This is a genomic window from Companilactobacillus bobalius (assembly GCF_002179915.1).
Lineage (GTDB): Bacteria > Bacillota > Bacilli > Lactobacillales > Lactobacillaceae > Companilactobacillus > Companilactobacillus bobalius.
This window is the reverse complement of record NZ_MYFM01000001.1, coordinates 596,749-615,165: the sequence shown is the minus strand read 5'-3', so window position 1 is coordinate 615,165 and position 18,417 is coordinate 596,749. Positions and strand designations below refer to the sequence as shown.

At 35.1% G+C, this 18,417-nt stretch carries 17 protein-coding genes; 9 read left to right on the top strand and 8 right to left on the bottom strand.

Annotation, left to right across the window (positions count from 1 at the left end; translation table 11 throughout):
• The first annotated feature begins 15 nt into the window (after nt 1-15).
• Entirely contained in the window at nt 16-1,134 is a 1,119-nt protein-coding gene (locus tag LKACC16343_RS02975) for a helix-turn-helix transcriptional regulator (protein ID WP_056951943.1), read from the top strand.
• A gap of 260 nt (nt 1,135-1,394) precedes the next feature.
• Here LKACC16343_RS02975 and LKACC16343_RS02970 read toward each other — a convergent pair whose 3' ends face one another.
• Entirely contained in the window at nt 1,395-2,597 is a 1,203-nt protein-coding gene (locus LKACC16343_RS02970; RefSeq protein WP_056951945.1) for a PDDEXK-like family protein, read from the bottom strand.
• Nucleotides 2,598-2,876: 279 nt separating this feature from the next.
• On the opposite strand from LKACC16343_RS02970, the gene LKACC16343_RS02965 reads away from it, so the two are divergent.
• From LKACC16343_RS02965 to LKACC16343_RS02950, 4 genes are all read left to right on the top strand, one after another.
• Nucleotides 2,877-3,830, top strand: a complete 954-nt coding sequence (locus LKACC16343_RS02965) for a quinone oxidoreductase family protein (protein ID WP_056951947.1) — start codon at nt 2,877-2,879, stop codon at nt 3,828-3,830.
• Nucleotides 3,830-4,264, top strand: a complete 435-nt coding sequence (locus tag LKACC16343_RS02960) for a MarR family winged helix-turn-helix transcriptional regulator (protein WP_056951949.1) — start codon at nt 3,830-3,832, stop codon at nt 4,262-4,264. Before LKACC16343_RS02965 ends, LKACC16343_RS02960 begins: the two co-directional genes overlap by 1 nt.
• A gap of 100 nt (nt 4,265-4,364) precedes the next feature.
• Nucleotides 4,365-6,188, top strand: coding sequence for an SLAP domain-containing protein (locus LKACC16343_RS02955; RefSeq protein WP_056951951.1), 1,824 nt, complete (start codon nt 4,365-4,367; stop codon nt 6,186-6,188).
• A 175-nt stretch (nt 6,189-6,363) separates the two neighbouring features.
• Nucleotides 6,364-7,191, top strand: coding sequence for an SLAP domain-containing protein (locus LKACC16343_RS02950; protein ID WP_056951953.1), 828 nt, complete (start codon nt 6,364-6,366; stop codon nt 7,189-7,191).
• Between the two features lie 231 nt (nt 7,192-7,422).
• Here the strand turns inward: LKACC16343_RS02950 and LKACC16343_RS02945 are convergent, their stop codons facing one another.
• From LKACC16343_RS02945 to LKACC16343_RS02925, 5 genes are all read right to left on the bottom strand, one after another.
• Nucleotides 7,423-8,097: a type 1 glutamine amidotransferase domain-containing protein gene (locus tag LKACC16343_RS02945; protein WP_056951954.1), complete on the bottom strand. Its 675-nt coding sequence runs from the start codon at nt 8,095-8,097 to the stop codon at nt 7,423-7,425.
• A 3-nt stretch (nt 8,098-8,100) separates the two neighbouring features.
• Entirely contained in the window at nt 8,101-9,315 is a 1,215-nt protein-coding gene (locus LKACC16343_RS02940) for an NADH:flavin oxidoreductase/NADH oxidase family protein (RefSeq protein ID WP_056951956.1), read from the bottom strand.
• A gap of 61 nt (nt 9,316-9,376) precedes the next feature.
• Nucleotides 9,377-9,685, bottom strand: coding sequence for an ArsR/SmtB family transcription factor (locus tag LKACC16343_RS02935; protein WP_025084815.1), 309 nt, complete (start codon nt 9,683-9,685; stop codon nt 9,377-9,379).
• A 105-nt stretch (nt 9,686-9,790) separates the two neighbouring features.
• Nucleotides 9,791-11,029, bottom strand: coding sequence for a serine hydroxymethyltransferase (gene glyA / locus LKACC16343_RS02930; RefSeq protein WP_056951958.1), 1,239 nt, complete (start codon nt 11,027-11,029; stop codon nt 9,791-9,793).
• Nucleotides 11,030-11,033: 4 nt separating this feature from the next.
• The gene (locus tag LKACC16343_RS02925) at nt 11,034-11,846 is read right to left on the bottom strand and encodes a DNA/RNA non-specific endonuclease (RefSeq protein ID WP_056951960.1); all 813 of its coding nucleotides are present in this window, start codon (nt 11,844-11,846) and stop codon (nt 11,034-11,036) included.
• A 194-nt stretch (nt 11,847-12,040) separates the two neighbouring features.
• On the opposite strand from LKACC16343_RS02925, the gene LKACC16343_RS02920 reads away from it, so the two are divergent.
• Complete coding sequence (locus LKACC16343_RS02920; RefSeq protein WP_056951962.1) at nt 12,041-12,637, top strand: sugar O-acetyltransferase; 597 nt, start codon at nt 12,041-12,043, stop codon at nt 12,635-12,637.
• A gap of 52 nt (nt 12,638-12,689) precedes the next feature.
• Here the strand turns inward: LKACC16343_RS02920 and htpX are convergent, their stop codons facing one another.
• Complete coding sequence (gene htpX, locus LKACC16343_RS02915) at nt 12,690-13,598, bottom strand: zinc metalloprotease HtpX (protein WP_056951964.1); 909 nt, start codon at nt 13,596-13,598, stop codon at nt 12,690-12,692.
• A gap of 12 nt (nt 13,599-13,610) precedes the next feature.
• The gene (locus tag LKACC16343_RS02910; protein WP_025084810.1) at nt 13,611-14,159 is read right to left on the bottom strand and encodes a LemA family protein; all 549 of its coding nucleotides are present in this window, start codon (nt 14,157-14,159) and stop codon (nt 13,611-13,613) included.
• A gap of 164 nt (nt 14,160-14,323) precedes the next feature.
• On the opposite strand from LKACC16343_RS02910, the gene LKACC16343_RS02905 reads away from it, so the two are divergent.
• The 3 genes from LKACC16343_RS02905 (at nt 14,324) to LKACC16343_RS02895 (ending at nt 18,396) form a co-directional block, all read left to right on the top strand.
• The gene (locus tag LKACC16343_RS02905; RefSeq protein WP_056951966.1) at nt 14,324-15,400 is read left to right on the top strand and encodes a serine hydrolase domain-containing protein; all 1,077 of its coding nucleotides are present in this window, start codon (nt 14,324-14,326) and stop codon (nt 15,398-15,400) included.
• A gap of 203 nt (nt 15,401-15,603) precedes the next feature.
• The gene (locus LKACC16343_RS02900) at nt 15,604-16,434 is read left to right on the top strand and encodes an aldo/keto reductase (protein ID WP_056951968.1); all 831 of its coding nucleotides are present in this window, start codon (nt 15,604-15,606) and stop codon (nt 16,432-16,434) included.
• Nucleotides 16,435-16,623: 189 nt separating this feature from the next.
• Nucleotides 16,624-18,396, top strand: a complete 1,773-nt coding sequence (locus LKACC16343_RS02895; protein ID WP_056951970.1) for an oleate hydratase — start codon at nt 16,624-16,626, stop codon at nt 18,394-18,396.
• Nucleotides 18,397-18,417 lie beyond the last annotated feature (21 nt).

Here is an 18,417-nt window from a genome sequence, read left to right as displayed (position 1 = left end):
GGAGTTGCTAGGAGAATGGCAAAAGAATTAGATTTATTCGTTCTACTTTTGGATTCGACAAAGCCACTAACAAATTCAGAAATAATGATTGAGTTACAGAAAAGCAAAAAAACTACTGATAATAAAAAGAAAATCAAACCTGATTCGTTGATGCAAAAGATACGTAGACAAGAAATTCAATTGCAAAAAGTCATTGAAGAGTATGATTTCTTGGACGAAAGATTTGTTTTCTTAAAAGATATTAGAAAAGTAGGAGGCAAAGAACAATTAACATATAAAATCAATTATAGAGGCGATATTGAGAGTGATTTAAACGGTAATCTTTTTAATATTTCACCAGAGAATCTTCCCAATCAAAAAGAAATACTAGTTCTTACAAAATTATTAGTCGCCAACAGAGCTTTAAATAATACTGAAACTGTTGATTTATCTAATCATTTACTTAATCTTTTAGCTAATAGAGCTAAAAAGAATGTTAAAAATACCGTCTTGGAAGCTAAACTGAAAAAAAGTTTCATCAGTGAGAAAGATGGGAGGATAGATTTTATTTGGGAGTTAGAAAACAATATTTCAAATTACACCGAAATTGAATTTGATTATATCAACAAAGAATTTAATAATGATCCGATAATTACACGTGAAAAGATCATGCCAGTACATCTATTATTCAACAATTATTATTTCTTTCTACGTGGCTTTAACCTTGATAAGGAAGAATACAAAACCTATCGAATAGATTGGATTAAAGATAAAAAAGTCTCCGAATTAGGTAAAAATACAAAGTTATACAGAAGTATTATGGAGGATCATGAACAAATAAATCAAAAGAATATCCTAGCCTATGAGGGGGAACAAAAAACTATTACTTTTGAATACCATGGATATATAAATTATGTTTTAGACAAGTTTCCTAGTGCAATAGTTCTTCACAAAGATTTGAAGAAGGACAATGAATTTGATTTTCCAGTATCAGAGATTCAAATTTCGGTTAATTATTCTGACGGAGTAAAGATGTGGTTGCTAAGTGAAGCACCTATTTTAAAAATAATTGGGCCAGAGTCCGTCAAAAATGATATGAAAAATCTGCTGAAAAAATCATTGAATCTATACGATGAAGACAAAGATCTCCATTAAGGTGTATCCGCTATATGCAACTAATCCATTAAAAAGAAAAAGAGAAACACAATGGACGATAAAAAATTTCTGTGTTTACAATGTAAAGTCAGAAAATGAAAAAGTTACTAATAGCAATACATGGTTTGACACAAAAGAATTTAATGACTGTTAGTCTCTAACGGTGAAAACAACGAGACGAATGAAGTGCTTAACGATTTAAACTAGACAGTAAAAAACATCTCTTTCCACATTTAATGTGAAAAGGGATGCTTTTTATTTTAGTCATTCTTTACTAACTGTTCTTTTAATGGTTTTTCAAATTCGGTAATTTTCGCTACAAAACTGGATAAAAATTCTTCACTTGCTTTTTTCATTTCATCTGGACTCAAAGTCGACAAATCATCGATAAAGACTTTAGTACTATAGTCAGTCGTAAATTTCTTAACAATATGTTTACTCTCTGAACTAATATCATTATTAGCCCTCAATACTTTAACAAGATTTTCAGTTGCCTTATTCTCATTCGCTTTTTTTATTGAAAGTTGCAAACTAGGTGTGCTTTCAATGAGCATTTCGTAAAAATACTTTGCGCCACTCCAAGTTTTATTTTTTCCTTCAAGGTCGTCTTGTGTCATTTTATTCATATTGTCTGTCTTAAATCTAATATATGTTTTATTTGAAGCATCTTCAGTAAATTCAATTTCTGAGCTTTCATTACATGTCCCTTTAAGTATTTCAACAAATCTTTCTGTAGCACTTTTACTATAATTCTTTATAAAGTCTAATGCTTCCTTATGATTCTTTAGAAATTCTCTTGCTAATTTTTCTTTTTCATCTTCAACCATTCCTGTATTCTCCCTTGTTAATTGTAAATAATCCTCTAAGAAAAATTTGATTTTAGTATCTAATTTTTGAGTTTTTAATATTTTTTTTATGATACTTTCAACATCCCGATAAGAAAAAGCTTTCCATGATTCTATGGATGGAAGGGCACCATTTAGCGTTAAATAGACATAAACGTTTTTGGACTCCGCATATTCCTTAGTTACTATTTCTTCGTACCTTGATAATTGTTCATCATGTTCACCACTATCAATCTTGTTTTCTATAATAAGATTAAAATTACTGTTTTCACTTCTTGCCAGGATATCAATATCCTTATATTCTCTTTTTACTGTTACATCATCAAAATCATATTTCTCAATATCACCGATTGTTTTCTTTAAAGAAGGATATTTGGAAACGAGTCGCTCCATAAAGTATTTCATAAAGATTCCATGCAATTCATGTGATTCATTGGCTCTCAACAGCCAAGCCAACAAATTACTATGTTTTATCTCAAACCTTTGCATTTCTACTAAACGAAAGAAATTTCGAGAATTATCATTTTCTTTTAAAAAATCATCATATTTCTTTTCCCAATCTTGATCGAGCTTCAACAGTGATTCTTCCATTGTGTTACCTTTGACAACTTTATCCATCATATTCCCCCTACAAAATTTATATTCTTTTAATACAATTCAAGGATATATTACAATTAGTGGGCGACAAAAAAATGTCGTTTTTCCTAGTTCCTCAAAAAAATTAATCTCAATATCCAGTTTTTTCTTCACACATAAAAAGGCATCCCTCGTAGCTCATTTTAAAGGTTTGTCTTTTTAAATTATTTGCATTTTGCACCTATTGGTGTTATTTTAATTAAGTGCAAAACACACATAATATATTGAATATAAATTTAAAAATAAAGAGGTAATTAATTTATGAAAGCAGCAATCGTTACAGAAAAAGGAACTACACCAGTTTATTCAACATTCGAAGAACCAAAGTCTAAAGAGAAAAATGTACTTGTAAATGTTAAGGCATCAGCTTTAAGTAATTTAACTAAAATGAGAGCTCTAGGAAATCATTATTCAGCCGATCATGTTTATCCAAATGTAGCTGGGACAGATGGAGTAGGTGAGGTTGATGGAAAAAGAGTTTATTTCTTAGCTACTAATGCACCTTTCGGGTCCTTAGCGGAACAAACATTGATCAATGAGCAACTCATGGTGGCACTACCGGATGGTATTGATGATGTAACAGCTGCCGCTATTGCTAATCCAGGGATGTCATCTTGGGCTGCTTTGGTTAGTCGAGCACATTTTCAAGCTGGTCAAACAGTTATGATTAATGGTGCTACAGGAACTGCCGGAAGTTTAGCTGTTAAAATTGCTTATCATTTAGGAGCTAAGAAAGTGATTGTCACCGGAAGAAATGCAACGAAGTTGGCCAAACTAGAAGCTGATAAAGCAGTTGCATTTGATATGGACAAACCTGATGGTGCTAATCAATTAACAAATGATTTGGCAGAAGTATTTAAAGATGGTGTTGACGTTGTATTGGATTATCTTTGGGGAGATAGTGCGTTGGCTATTATGACAGCAGTTGCTAAATTTGGTGGTCATCGTGTAACTAAATTTGTTAGCATTGGTGCCTCAGCCGGTCAAAGTGATATAGCTTTGCCATCAGCAATTTTGCGTTCATCCGCTATTGAAATTTTAGGCAGTGGTGTTAAGAGTGCCACAATGTCGGAGCTACTTTCGGCTATCAATGGTGTATTTAATTGGGCCGCAGAAGAAAAAATTGAGATGCCGGTGAATGAATTCAAACTAGAAGATATAGAACAAGCTTGGCAAGCACCTTTGAACCCTCGTGCAGTGGTGGTGATGAAATAATGGATAATCAATTAATTGAGTCATTGGTAAGTATCGTTTCATTTTTTAATCGGACTGACCGTGATCAGGCTTTTATCAAACAAGCTGGAGTCGATTTAGAAGCAGTATCATTTCAATTATTTGTGACTATCGGTCGTATGCAACCAACGAATGTCTCTGATTTAGCTAATCTTTTAGGCAAAAGTCACTCTAGTGTTAGTCGACAAATCGATAAATTGGAACGAAAACAACTGGTTACCACTAAAGATGGAGAACAAGATGCTCGAGTACGTTCGATTGTTTTGTCAGAATCTGGAGAAAAATTGAAAAAGATTTTAGATCAAACCAGAGTTGAAATGATTGATTCAGCTTTAAAGGATTGGTCTGAAGACGAAAAAAGAGCCTTGTTAGATAATTTAGATCATCTAGCCAAGACTTTAAAAGAAATTAAATAAAATTTCAAAAAATAATTAGTAGAACACGTGAATTGTCATATAGTGTCATCCGCATATGCTAATCTTTCATCGTAAACAAAATGTTATGGAGGATGAGATTTTGAACAAAAAGATTAAATATATGGGGATTGCGGCTGCAACATTGTTGACTGTCGCACCAATTGCCACACCAGTTTTCAATTCTGCAACAGAGATTACTGCTAAAGCAGATACAGTAAATGACAGTGTTAAGGCAGGTACAAGTGCTACTGATACTAAGACTGATGATGTTACAGACACTAATACAAGTACAGATACAGAAAGCTCAACAAGTACTGATACAAAGGCAGATACTGATAATTCAACAAGTGTTGATACAAAGGCAAACACAGATGATTCAACCAATACTGTTGTAAATGCAACAGCTACTGCAACAACTTCTGATGAGAAAGCCACTGACAGCAAAACTACAACTTCAAATCAAACCGTATATAAAGTTGATAATGTAGATTACGATGAAGGCGGATATAATTCAGGTGTTATATCTGGTTCTTTACCAGCTATGAAAGATGGTAAAGAAATTGAAATCACTTATAGAGTCGAATTTGATGGCAATTCTAATGGAGATGTATATGGTAATAATGAAAAAGCAATAATGCCGTATTTCGAAGGCTATTCCGTAAACCAGGAATTCGTGACTTTTGGAATTCAAAGAGATCCAAACACAAATGAAGTTACTGGAATAACCCTTCCAAATGGAATTCCAGTTTACACTAAGAACGGTAAAGAGACATCAACTACGCCAGAGTCAAATGAAATTGTTGATGTTTCACCAATGTTTCCAAATAGTGAAGGACAAGAGAAACTTTCTAATTCTACTGACATAACCCCTAAACAGAAGGCCGATGGTCAAAAGTGGGAAAGTCAAATGAAGAGTAGCTTTAGACTTACTAAAGATATGTCTCTAATTACTAATGATGATGGTACTATGTTTTATATACACGGTTCAGATGGATGGCTTTATTTTGGAGCTAAGAATCTTACACCACAATCTGATGTTTTTGAATATTTTAGTTCCGATGATCATAATAAAGATGAGTTTTTCATGAATTTTAATGATAACAAGGATAGAAGTGATCTTTTCTTTGATAATGAACACTACATTGTATTTGCTACAGCAACGGCAAATGATGGTTCTGTAAAAAGAAATCTATTTCCATCTGAAGTTAATCAATTTTTGGAAGAAAAGGGTGGTAAAGGCGTAACTTTCCATTTTGGTGTTCATTATGCTGCTAATCTAGAAAATGATAATGCTTCTACGGATGATAATGAACATAATGCAAGCGGTGGCTTCGATTCGGACCGATTCTTGAAAGACAACTCAAAACAGGTAGCTTCTAAAGATGTGGTTGTATTGCCACCAGATGCTGATTCAAGCAACACAACAAATACTGGTTCAAACACGAATACAGGAAATACAGCAAATACCGGTTCAAACACTAATACAAGTACTTCAACAACTACTGATGAAAACAAGAATAACGATAAGACAACAACACCAGCTACATCATATAGCTCAGTATATACACCAACAACAGGTACTCAATTATACAACGATAATGGCACATTGATTACAAACGTTAGTCTTGGAAAGAACACGGCATGGAAGGTTGACCAGAAGAAGGTTGTTAAAGGTGTAACTTATCTACGTGTTGCCACAAACGAATGGGTTAAAGTTGACAATGGTTTGGAAATAAAATTAATCGATTCTGTTATAACAACTAATAAGCAAACAACTTTGTACAACAGCAAGGGTGAGAAGATTACTAATCGTGTATTAGGTGCTGATACTGCATGGAGAACTGACAGAACAGCTCAAATCAATGGTCAAACAATGTACCGTGTTGCTACAAATGAATGGGTTTCTGCAAGTAATGTTCAATAATTTTATTCAGAATATTTTTGATAAAACTCTGGGGAGCAAATAATCAGAATAAAAAATAATCACATTTTTAATGATTTTTAGAAATATAATCGTAGGAAACCTTGGATTGTCATATCGTGTCATGACCATGTGCTAATCTTACGTAGTAAATAAAATTGTTAGGGAGGATAAGATTTTGAATAAAAAAATTAAATATATGGGGATTACAATTGCAGCATTGTTGTTAACAGCTGGTCCAGTTATTGCACCTATCGAAACAACTAATGTACATGCAGCCACTAGCCCAGAAAGCGATTATGTAAAACCTGATGCTAGTTATACGGATAATGGTGATGGAACTTATACTTTACATGGAGTTATTCATGGAAGTATCCTAACGAGTGGGGAAAATGCTCATCCAACTGGTAATGGTTTAACCGTATCGCTTGATGGTATAAAGGTAAGTTCTACGGGTACAGTCAATCTTGCTGCACCTGAGTTTGATGGCTACAAGCCACTTTATAATGATTATGAAGTGGATCTTGAAGACAATGGGGATGTATACTTTGCTGGCCTAATGTACCAACCAACTAATGCAACAACCATCAATGAAAATAAAAAATCAGGACAGCCTTATTCAACGACAATTACTCTCACAAAACCAGCGATTACATGTGATGATACAGGATTGCCAAATTCAATTCCTGGAACAACTAAGTTTGTAACATTACCTGCCGGTTCTTCATGGAAGGTAGACCGTAAAATGTATAATTATGAAGAAACATATTATCGTGTAGGTACTAACACTTGGGTTGATAGTAGAGACGGGAACGAGGAGTCTCATTTAGGCGTTGTAACTACTAAAAATCAATCAGCTTTGTTTACAAAAGATGGTACAAAAATTGCTAACCGTGTCTTAGGCGCAAACACAGCTTGGTTAACTGATCAAACTGCAACTATTAACGGTCAAACAATGTATCGTGTCGCCACTAATGAATGGCTTGCATCAAGAGATGTTAAATAACTATTCTAAATAGAAATTAAATGTTAAAAAAAAATCCCACTTTATACAATTATTTTCGTATAAGGTGGGATTTTGACATATAGTGACACTGGCAAGTCATATACTGTTAAGTGGAATCAGATGATTCCAAATATTTCCTCCGTATTTACTTAGGAGTACGTGATAAACCCCTTTATCCGTAGCTAAACAAAAAGTCCAGAAGCGTTTGCTTCTGGGCTTTTTTTGCTGTTTTTAATTATTCTCAATTAATATTCTAGCAACGGCTCTAGCGGAAAAAGGATTTTGTCCGGTGATAAGTTGACCATCTTGGATAGCAAATTCTTTGTAGGCACGTTTCTTTTGAAAGTTAGCACCGTGCATTTTAGCAACTTCTTCATTGAGGAATGGCACAACTTTTCTTTTACCAGCTAAAATCTCCTCAGCGGTCGTGAAGCCAGTAATTTTTTTATCGGAGATCAAGTAATTGCCGTCATCATCTTTAACGTTGAGTAAGCCAGCAATGCCGTGACAGACAGAAGTTACGAAGCCGCCTTGTTGATAAATTTTCCTAGTAATACTTTGCAATTCGGGATTGGTAGGGAAGTCCCACATAACCCCGTGTCCGCCAGTATAATAAATAGATTGATAATCTTCGGGATGAACTTCTGATGGTTTTAGCGAGTTGGTTAAAGCTCGTTGTTGAAAATCAGAACTACTGTAAATCGCCATAGTGGATTTGTCGGTATATTTGAAACTGCGAGGATCAAGAGGAACGAAACCGCCTTTGGGGCTAACGTAATCGACTTCAAATCCAGCTTTAGTCACTTCATCAACGAATTCGGTGGCTTCACCTAACCAGAGTCCGGTAGCCTGGTCAGTGCCTTTATATTCAATTGTATTTGTTAAAACAACTAGAACTTTTTTCATGATTTACTCCTTATCACGTTGTGGCATTAAAGCGGATAATCCTTGATGTTTGAGAGAGAACAGCAAAGCTCCCCAGGCATTAGTTGTATGTTGAATTTCTTTACCTTCAGCAATACGCAACATTTGTTGTTGGTAGAAACTTAAACCAATCAATGATCCTACTTTTTTATCCAATTTTTTTGAACCAGTAGTTAAATGATGTAGTTTTACAGAAGTAAAATTACCCCATTTTAATTGGTTAGGCAAGTCAGGTACCATAACTAGAGGACGGGCTAATCCGATAAAGTCAGTTTCGTTATTTTGAACGGCATTCTCCATACCAGTGGATGTATTGAAACCACCTGTAACAACAATTGGAGTTGAGATAGTCTGTTTTACTTTTTGAGCATAATCGATGAAGAAAGCACCTTTACCGATTCCTTGCATCTTAGGATTTTCGTAATTACCACCAGAAATTTCAATCAAATCAATACCTAGTTGATCCATCTTTTGAATTACTTGAAGTGAATCTTCTTTAGAGAAACCATCTGAACGGAAATCGGATGAATTGATTTTTAAAGCAATAGGGAAGTCACGGCCGACTTTTTCACGAATGCCAGTATAAATTTCAGTTAAGATACGCATTCTATTTTCTAACGTGCCACCATATTCATCATTTCGTTGGTTATCGTGTGGTGAAAGAAATTGGTTCAAAAGATATCCGTGAGCCGCATGAATTTCGACTCCTGAGAAGCCAGCTTGTTGTGCAATTGCCGCAGCTTCGATGAACTTATTGATAATTTGTTTAATTTCTTCAATGCTTAAAGCTCTAGGTGTATTGAAAGCAAAGCCGTTAGAACCGGTCATGGGAACGGCACTAGGAGCAACTGGTTGTTTACTGATAGTCTTGGGGGATTGTTTACCGGGATGATTTAATTGCATGAAAATTTTGGTATCATTCGTGGTTCCGGCTAGAGCCCATTTCTTTAATAAATTCAAATCTTGCTGACGATCAACAACAATATTGCCATATTCACCACGAGCATTGCGGTCGATCATAACATTTCCGGTAATAAGAAGACCAGTGCCGCCTTGAGCCCACTTTTGATAAAGGGAGATAAGTTCTTTCGTTGGTTGACAGTTTTTGTCACCTAAGGTTTCGCTTAAAGCAGCCTTAGCAAATCTGTTTTTAATAGTAGTACCATTTTTCAAAGTTAAAGGTGTAAAGATAGTTGTCATAATATTCTCCTAATAATGAGTTTAAACATTTGAACCTATTGAACAAAAAATAAATTTCATCCTACTTGGATGAAATACTATTCTCGAGTGAAACAGTTAAATCTTTGAGCAGTTGAACTGTGTCATCTAATGAAACACGGTATAAACGTTCTTTCCCGACTTTATTTACAGCGATGACACCGGCATCTAGCATTAATTTAAGATGATGGGAGACGGCCGGACGTGATAGGTTAATTTGCTCAGTGATTTGATTGACGGTTAATTCCTTATTTTTACATAGTAGCAAAATTATTTTTTGACGATTCTCATCTTGAAAGATACCAAAGATGGGCATACCTTTTCGAAAAAGGTTCATTGTTTCTTCAGCCATATTGATCTCCTTAATTTTATAGGTTTAAACGTTTAAACCTATAATAACTTTTGCAAAATAAAATGTCAACAAAAAAACAGAGCCTCAGCTCTGTTTTAGTAATTACTATTTGATAGGATGCTTGTCTGTTAGTGCTTTTGTACGAGCATCTAATTTCTTTAATTCTTCAGGATCATTGTGATACTTAATAGCGTCAACAATAATACGTGCTACTTCTTCACAATCTTCTTCGTTAAAGCCTCTTGATGTGATGGCAGGAGTACCTAAACGTAGTCCAGATGTGTACTTAGGAGGTAATGGATCATTAGGAATGGCTTCCTTGTTAGTTGTGATGTGAATTGTATCAAGAAGATTTTGAACTTCCATACCATTCATATCTGTTTCAGTTAGAACCACGTTTAGCAAGTGATTGTCTGTACCACCAGTTAGAACTGATAGGTTGTCAGCATCATTGATAACTTTGGCCATAGCTGCAGCATTTTTCACAACTTGTTCCATGTAATCCTTGAATTGAGGTTGAAGATCTTCACCGAAAGCAACGGCCTTACCAGCAATAACATGTTCTAGTGGGCCACCTTGAGTTCCTGGGAAAATAGCAGAGTTGATCTTTTTGCCTAATTCAGCTTTGGCAAGGATCATACCACCACGAGGACCTCTAAGAGTCTTGTGAGTAGTTGTTGTAACGATATCAGCAACACCAGCTGGATTTGGATGTAAACCAACAGCAACTAATCCAGCAATGTGAGCCATATCGACCATTAGATAAGCACCAACGGAGTCAGCAATTTCACGGAATTTGTTGAAGTCGATGATACGACTGTATGCAGAAGCACCAGCAACGATAAGTTTTGGTTTTACTTCTTCAGCGATTCTTTGAACGTCATCATAATCGATGAAACCTTCAGCGTTAACACCATATGAATGGAAGTTATACATTTTACCAGAGAAGTTAACCTTTGAGCCATGTGTCAAGTGACCACCAGCATTAAGATCCATACCTAAAACAGAGTCACCAGGTTTTAGAACTGCTTGGTAAGCTGCAGCGTTAGCTTGTGAACCTGAATGTGGTTGAACGTTAGCATATTCGGCGTTGAATAATTTTTTAGCACGATCAATAGCAATTTGTTCAATTTGATCGATATATTCACAACCACCGTAGTAACGATGCCCTGGATAACCTTCAGCATATTTGTTTGTTAAAACTGATCCTTGCGCTTTTCTAACATTGTCAGAAACAAGGTTTTCGGAAGCAATCAACTCAATATTTCTATTTTGTCGTTCTTCTTCCTTTTTGATTAGATCGAAAACTTCTTTATCTCCTGTACTATATTGCACTACGACCATCTCCTTAATAATTATTATTAACTACACTTGTACCATCGCTATAGTTAATCTTAACACCATTCTCAACGTTAAAAATATACACATTGAAAGATACTGCTTTATCTGGTTGACCTGATGAAGTCATTGATTCAGCCATCATTTGAACGCCACGTGCAACTAATTCATCATTACGATATATCGGTTTGACCCGGTATCTGATAAAGTTGCTAGGATTTTGCTTTAGGTAGTAGGCAATATCGTTTTCGTGTTTGAGCATTTCTGGTGAATTCAGAGAGCGAGTACCGGTCATCAAGTTCTTAGGATTATTATTCTGTCCAGTTAACTGATAACCAATGAGGTGTGAACGATTATATAGCCAGCCACCCTTGATGCGCTTGTTGTGCCAACCAGTTGGATTAACATAAAGTGCTTCGCGCTTTTGGGTAGGCATTAAGCTTTTGCTTAATAGTGCATCAGCTTGAATTGCACGGTTTAGATTATCTAAATCAGCAAATTCTTGCCAGGGACCATTTGAGACATTTAGTTCGGATTTTGTAAAAGTAGGCGTATTGTTATTAACTTCTATTTCTTGGCTACCATTGTAATTCAGATTGGCCAGACTAGAACTCGAGTAAGTTTTGCTTTTCTCCACTTGCTTCGGGTTATCGCCAGTTCCAATCCCATTGTTCTGGTAGGATTCGTAAACACCTGAACCACCAACCACAATCAGTAGTAATCCTAAAGATACCAGTTTGCGGTGCAGACGTTTTTTAGGCTTGACCATGAATGTTGTAAACAACACGATGGCACCTAATAAAACAAGCAATAACATATACATAAAATCGTTCCCCTTACTATGAAGATTTTAGAAATCTCCATGTATGATTTTATCATATATTTTCAGAAATCTAGAACATTATTTCCAAAATTGCAAAAATTAATTCGGAATTACCTTGATTAATTAGAGAAATTATATTAATTCATGATAAAATTTGCTTAATAAGTATTAATGTGCAAAGTAGGGGGAGAATAATGAATTTAGATGAAAAGTTTCAATACATGGCTACTGGACAACCATATGATGATTTAGATCAATTGTTAGTTGATGCCAGAGCCAAATCAACGGAGTTAACTACTAAAATTAATAATGAAAGTAATGAAGCGAAGAAAGAAGAATTAGTCCGTCAATTGTTTGGTAAAGCAGGTAAAGCACCATTTGTTAATCCTAATTTTCGTTGTGAATTTGGACGTAACATTTTTGTCGGTGATGATTTTTATGCAAACTATGATTGTGTGATTTTGGACGGAGCCAAAGTAACGATTGGAGATAAAGTATTATTCGGACCTAAAGTTGGTTTGTATACCAGCAATCATCTGTTTGATGCTAAAGAGCGTGAGATAGGTGGATGTATTGCTAAACCAATTTCAATAGGTAATCGTACGTGGCTAGCTGCTAATGTAACGGTTCTTCCAGGAGTAACAATTGGAAATGATGTGATTATAGGTGCAGGTAGCGTTGTGACACATGATATTCCTGATAAAGTTATCGCTGCTGGCAATCCTTGTAAGGTTATTCGTCCTATTACTGATGACGATAAAACAGGATTTGTTGGTCATGATTTTATTTGATTGTAAATAAATAGCTCATTCAACCATAAAAGTTGAGTGAGCTATTTTTGTACTATTCAAAAGTTTTTTTCAAGGCGGCAATACGATCATCCAAGGGTGGGTGAGTATCGAAAAGTCCTGAGAAATGTTTCTTTTTAGTTGGATCATCGATATACAGAGAGGCACTTGCATCATCAACTCGACGCATCGGTTTTGTGCTTTCTTTTAATTTTTCCAGGGCATTGATCAATCCTTGAGGATTACGAGTCAATTCAGCGCCGGAAACATCGGCTAAGTATTCACGATTTCTGGAAATAGCCATTTGAACTAAACTAGCAATCAATGGTCCCAAAATAGCGAAGACTAAGCCGACTAGCCAAAGAACAACTCGAATGGCGCCAGAATTATTGTTATCACGATCGTCACGGTCCATAGGAATCCACCAACGATAAGCGTTACCGATAATTGAACAAATCAAAATGGTGGCTGAAGATAAAGCTACGGAAATTGTTGATACTCGAATGTCGTAATTTTTAACATGAGAGATCTCATGAGCTAAAACGCCTTCGAGTTCTTCACGGTTCATCATTTGATAAAGGCCACTGGTAACAGCCACAGCGGCATGTTGGGGATCACGTCCGGTAGCAAAAGCATTGGGACTAGGATCATCAATAATATAAATATCTGGTAAAGGAATATCGGCAACCATTGAGAGGTCTTCAACGATATGCCATAAATCAGGAGCATCTTTGGCCGATTCCAATTTCTTAGCACCATTCATCTGCATGACAATGCTGGTTGATTGAAAATAAGTTATCAGTGTATAGACGATAGCAATTACCAATGCAATGACGATACCTGAATAGATATTGTCAAAGAAATAAGCACCGATAAAGCTACCTAAAGCCGCTAGTAACAAAAAGAAGAAAAAGAAAATAAAGTAAGTTTTACGTTTATTACGGTCAATTTGTTCATAAATCATAGGAAGACCTGATTAAAATTTAACCTTAGGTGCAGCTTTTTCAGCATCAGGGATTTGGAGAAAGTCCATTTCCTTGAATCCATGAATACCGGCGATAAGATTACGAGGGAATGTTTCAATGGCGGTATCATAGGCTTGAACTTGACTGTTGTAAGCTTGACGTGCATAAGATACTTTATTTTCAGTATTTGAAAGTTCTTCCATTAGTTGTGAAAATTGTTGATTAGCTTTCAAATCTGGATAACTTTCAGCTAAAGCAAAAACTTGTCTTAAAGCACCAGTCAAAGCGTTATCGGCCTCAACTTTATCTTGGAGACTGTCAGCGTTAGTAACGTTGTTTCTCATAGCAACAACATTTGCTAGTGTTTCCTTTTCATGTGTAGCGTAACCTTTGACAGTTTCGACCAAGTTAGGAATCAAGTCAGTACGACGTTTTAGTTGAACATCGATTTGAGAACTGAACTCACGAGCACGATTGCGATATTTTACCAAACTATTGTACATACCTGCATAGGCGACAATTATTACTAAAATAATGGCAATTATTATTATTGTTTTCATTTAAATCTCCTTCATTTCTTATTGGCTATATTCTACCATATTGCAATGATTCTAGTGAAAGTAGACATATTGAAAATTTTGACTAAAATATTATTAATTTTTTGAAAAATAATCTATACTTAACAATTAAGGAAGGTATTCAAACAGGTTTTAAGGTGAATATTATGAAAAAAATGTTTTTACCCATTTTAATGCTTTCATCTGCCTTGCTTGGTATTGCACCATCGACTGCATGTGTAGATAGTTCGGTTGATACGAATTACACCGATGAATTTGCTCAAAAAGCTAATAAGATTCTTGATCAAAAAGGTTTTTCCGGTAGTTTATTGGTTGTAAAGAATGGCAAACCGATATTTGAAACTAGTCGAGGATATTCTAATTACGGTACTAATCTTTACAACAATGATGAAACATCGTATGAAATAGATTCGATTCAGAAGAATTTAACGGCGGCAATGGTCATGAAATTAGTTCAAGAAAACAAATTGAGCTTGAATGACAAATTGTCACAATTTTATCCCGAAGTTCCAGGTAGTAATAACATAACACTCAGACAGATGATGGCTATGACGTCAGGCTTAATGCTGAAGGGGGACGTCGGACCATACAGAGTCATGTCAGATTCAGAAATTATAAATGCCGATATTAAGAATACAAAATATATCGGTTTATTACACGATAAGTGGAATTATCAAGCTATTAATTTCAATCTACTTTGTGGTATTTTGGAAAAGATGACTGGTAAGACTTATCAACAATTATTCACGGAAACTTATACAGATAAGTTGAATCTTAAACATACAATTTTTGCTTATGATTATTCACCAGATGTTGTTAAAGCAATTGGCTATAACAATCCTAATCCTTTGTCGATCAAGATGGATTATCAAAATATCTTCTATACTAAGAGATACTATGAATATGATGAATTAGGTACTGGACAAGTCTTCATGAGTGTCGGTGATTTGTATAAAGCTGAAGAGTACATCATGAATGGTTCCATGTTGACAAAGAAATCACGTGATGAATTATTTGTTCCCGGAAGTATTAGTACTTATGGTGGTGGTATGTATCATGGTAAAGATGATAACTATGCTAACGGCTGGGGATATGGTTTCCAAGGAGTAGTTCACATCTCTGATGATGGGAAGACTGCAGTTATAGCTTTGGAGAATTACTCTAGAAAAGCAGCCGATGTCAAACCATTTGTTAAACAAATCTATCAAATTGCTAATGATTAGCTTGGTAGTTTAGTAATAGTGTGTTACTATAGGAAGTGCGGGTATAGCCTATTCGCACAAAACTGTTTCATACATTCCAAAGATTTCTATGGAATGGTTTCTGGTCCTACATCTTGATGTAGGGCCTTTTTTTATGCAATAAATAAATTAATTGTTTGATTGATTAAAAAGAGTTACGTTAATATTGACTTATAAAGGAGTGAATGTTGATGTACAAATTAAATGATGGACAAGTAATACCTGAAATAGGTTTTGGAACTTACAAGTTGAATGGACGTAAAGGTGTTCAAAGTATCGTTGCTGCAATTAACAATGGGTATCGAATGTTAGATACAGCCTATAATTATGAAAATGAGGGTGCTGTAGGTCGTGCTATTTCTGAAAGTGGTATTGATCGTGATAAATTAGTTGTGACTTCTAAATTACCTGGTAGATACTATGCTTATGATGATGCGATTGCTGCTTTGCAAGAATCACTTTACCGAGCACATTTAGATTATTTTGATCTTTATTTGTTACATTGGCCTAATCCTAAACGTGGGATGTATGTTGAAGCTTGGCAAGCTTTAATTGATGCGCAAAAGTTTGGTTTGGTTAAATCGATTGGTGTATGTAATTTCTTGCCCGAACATTTGAATAAATTAAAAGAAGAGACGGGTATTCTACCAACTATTAACCAAATTGAATTGCATCCATATTTTAATCAAGCTGATATGCGTAAATTTGATGAGGATAATGGGATTGTCACAATGGATTGGAGTCCACTTGGCCGTGCCAGTTCAGTGTTGAAGAATCCTGTTTTGATTGAACTAAGTAAGAAATATAATAAGTCAGTTGGCCAAATTATTTTAAGATGGGAACATCAATTGGGAACTGTGCCAATTCCTAAGTCATCATCTCCAATTAGACAAGTAGAGAATATGAATATTTTTGATTTTGAAATATCAAATACTGATATGAATAAAATTAATTCATTGACTAAACCAGATGGGCGTAATAAAGATCAAGATCCCGCTGTTTATGAGGAATTTTAAAATGAGAGTGATATTTGAGATTATCTCAAATACCACTCTTTTTTTTATATTGTCTCATTTTTTAGAAAATAAAGAATTCAAATAATAATATTATTTTGGAATATCTATTGAATTTTAGAAATATAAGAACTATATTCTAGCTGTAAACGATTTCAACTAAGAAAGCTAATAATTCAAGAGGTGGTTCTTATGTATAGAAGTAACGGAAATTATGAAGCATTTGCTAGACCAATGAAACCAGTTGGTGTTGATGATAAGTCAGCATACATTATTGGTTCTGGATTAGCTGGTTTGGCAGCTGCGTCATTCCTCGTACGTGATGGTCAAATGAAAGGCGACAAGATTCATGTCTTAGAAGAACTCGCTCTACCTGGTGGTAGTATGGATGGTATTTGGAATGAACAAAAGGGTTATATCATCCGTGGTGGTAGAGAGATGGAACCTCATTTCGAAACACTTTGGGATTTGTTTAGATCAATTCCCTCATTGGAAAATCCTGATGCATCTGTTTTGGATGAATTTTATTGGTTGAATAAAGAAGATCCTAGTTTCTCACATGGCAGAGTTATTCAAGAGCAAGGTAAAGAATTGCCAACTGAAGGAGATTTAACTTTAACACCAAAGGCAGTTCAGGAATTACTTGATTTAGTTATGACACCTGAAAAAGATTTAGGTGACAAAAAGATCAACGAAGTCTTCTCAGAGGACTTTTTGAATTCTAACTTCTGGCTCTATTGGTCAACAATGTTTGCTTTCGAGCCTTGGGCCAGTGCTATGGAAATGAGACGTTACTTGATGCGTTTCTGTCATCATATCGATTCACTTTCAAATCTTTCATCATTGAGATTTACTAAATACAATCAATACGAATCATTAATTCAACCTTTGATTAAATTCTTGGAGAGTAAAGGTGTTCAATTTACATACAATACTCATGTAAATAATATTAAAGTTGATACATCAAATGGTTCTAAAGTGGCTAAAGAAATCGACCTTACAACTGATGACAAAGATAGCACAATCAGTTTGACAGAAAATGATTTAGTCTTTGTAACAAATGGTTCAATTACCGAGAGTACAACTTATGGTGACAAGACTCATCCAGCACCAACTGAGTATGAATTAGGTAGCAGCTGGCAATTATGGGAAAACTTAGCTAAACAAGATGAAGCTTTTGGTCATCCAGATAAGTTCTGTAAGAATATTCCTGAAGCAAACTGGACTATTTCTGGAACAATTACTTTAACTGATGATGAAGTAACACCATATATCGAAAAAATTAGTAAGAAAGATCCACATAGTGGTTCAATCGTAACCAGTGGTCCAGTAAGTATCAAAGATTCTAATTGGCTATATGGATATTCCATCAGTCGTCAAAAACACTTTAAGAGACAAAAGGATAACGAATTGGTTGTTTGGGTTTATGGACTATTCTCAGATAAACCAGGTAATTTCGTAAATAAGAAGATCACTGAATGTACTGGTGATGAATTATGTGAAGAGTGGCTCTATCATATCGGTGTTCCAACCGACAAAATTAAGGATATTGCTGAAAATCATGCAAGCACTATTCCTGCACATATGCCATATATCACTTCATACTTCATGCCAAGAAAGCTTGGAGATCGTCCACTAGTTGTTCCAGAAGGATCAAAGAACCTAGCCTTTATTGGTAACTTTGCAGAAACAGACCGTGATACAGTCTTCACAACAGAATATTCAGTTAGAACAGCTATGGAAGCTGTTTACACTTTGTTGAATGTTGATCGTGGTGTTCCTGAAGTCTTTGGTTCAGCTTATGATGTCCGTACACTGATGCGTGCTATCTACTACTTAGATGGTAAGAAGAAACTTGAAGATATTAAATTACCATTTAAGGAACGTTTGGTAGAGAAGAAAGTTATGGAGAAGATTCATGGAACTTATATTGAAGAATTATTAAAAGATGCACATCTCTTGTGATATACAGAAAACGCCTCAATT

Excerpts from the sequence above, each read along its gene's own strand:
- LKACC16343_RS02975 (WP_056951943.1), top strand. The coding sequence starts at position 16 with ATGGCAAAAGAATTAGATTTATTCGTTCTACTTTTGGATTCGACAAAG.
- LKACC16343_RS02970 (WP_056951945.1), bottom strand. The coding sequence starts at position 2,597 with ATGGATAAAGTTGTCAAAGGTAACACAATGGAAGAATCACTGTTGAAG.
- LKACC16343_RS02965 (WP_056951947.1), top strand. The coding sequence starts at position 2,877 with ATGAAAGCAGCAATCGTTACAGAAAAAGGAACTACACCAGTTTATTCA.
- LKACC16343_RS02960 (WP_056951949.1), top strand. The coding sequence starts at position 3,830 with ATGGATAATCAATTAATTGAGTCATTGGTAAGTATCGTTTCATTTTTT.
- LKACC16343_RS02945 (WP_056951954.1), bottom strand. The coding sequence starts at position 8,097 with ATGAAAAAAGTTCTAGTTGTTTTAACAAATACAATTGAATATAAAGGC.
- LKACC16343_RS02940 (WP_056951956.1), bottom strand. The coding sequence starts at position 9,315 with ATGACAACTATCTTTACACCTTTAACTTTGAAAAATGGTACTACTATT.
- LKACC16343_RS02935 (WP_025084815.1), bottom strand. The coding sequence starts at position 9,685 with ATGGCTGAAGAAACAATGAACCTTTTTCGAAAAGGTATGCCCATCTTT.
- glyA (WP_056951958.1), bottom strand. The coding sequence starts at position 11,029 with ATGGTCGTAGTGCAATATAGTACAGGAGATAAAGAAGTTTTCGATCTA.
- LKACC16343_RS02925 (WP_056951960.1), bottom strand. The coding sequence starts at position 11,846 with ATGTATATGTTATTGCTTGTTTTATTAGGTGCCATCGTGTTGTTTACA.
- LKACC16343_RS02920 (WP_056951962.1), top strand. The coding sequence starts at position 12,041 with ATGAATTTAGATGAAAAGTTTCAATACATGGCTACTGGACAACCATAT.
- htpX (WP_056951964.1), bottom strand. The coding sequence starts at position 13,598 with ATGATTTATGAACAAATTGACCGTAATAAACGTAAAACTTACTTTATT.
- LKACC16343_RS02910 (WP_025084810.1), bottom strand. The coding sequence starts at position 14,159 with ATGAAAACAATAATAATAATTGCCATTATTTTAGTAATAATTGTCGCC.
- LKACC16343_RS02905 (WP_056951966.1), top strand. The coding sequence starts at position 14,324 with ATGAAAAAAATGTTTTTACCCATTTTAATGCTTTCATCTGCCTTGCTT.
- LKACC16343_RS02900 (WP_056951968.1), top strand. The coding sequence starts at position 15,604 with ATGTTGATGTACAAATTAAATGATGGACAAGTAATACCTGAAATAGGT.
- LKACC16343_RS02895 (WP_056951970.1), top strand. The coding sequence starts at position 16,624 with ATGTATAGAAGTAACGGAAATTATGAAGCATTTGCTAGACCAATGAAA.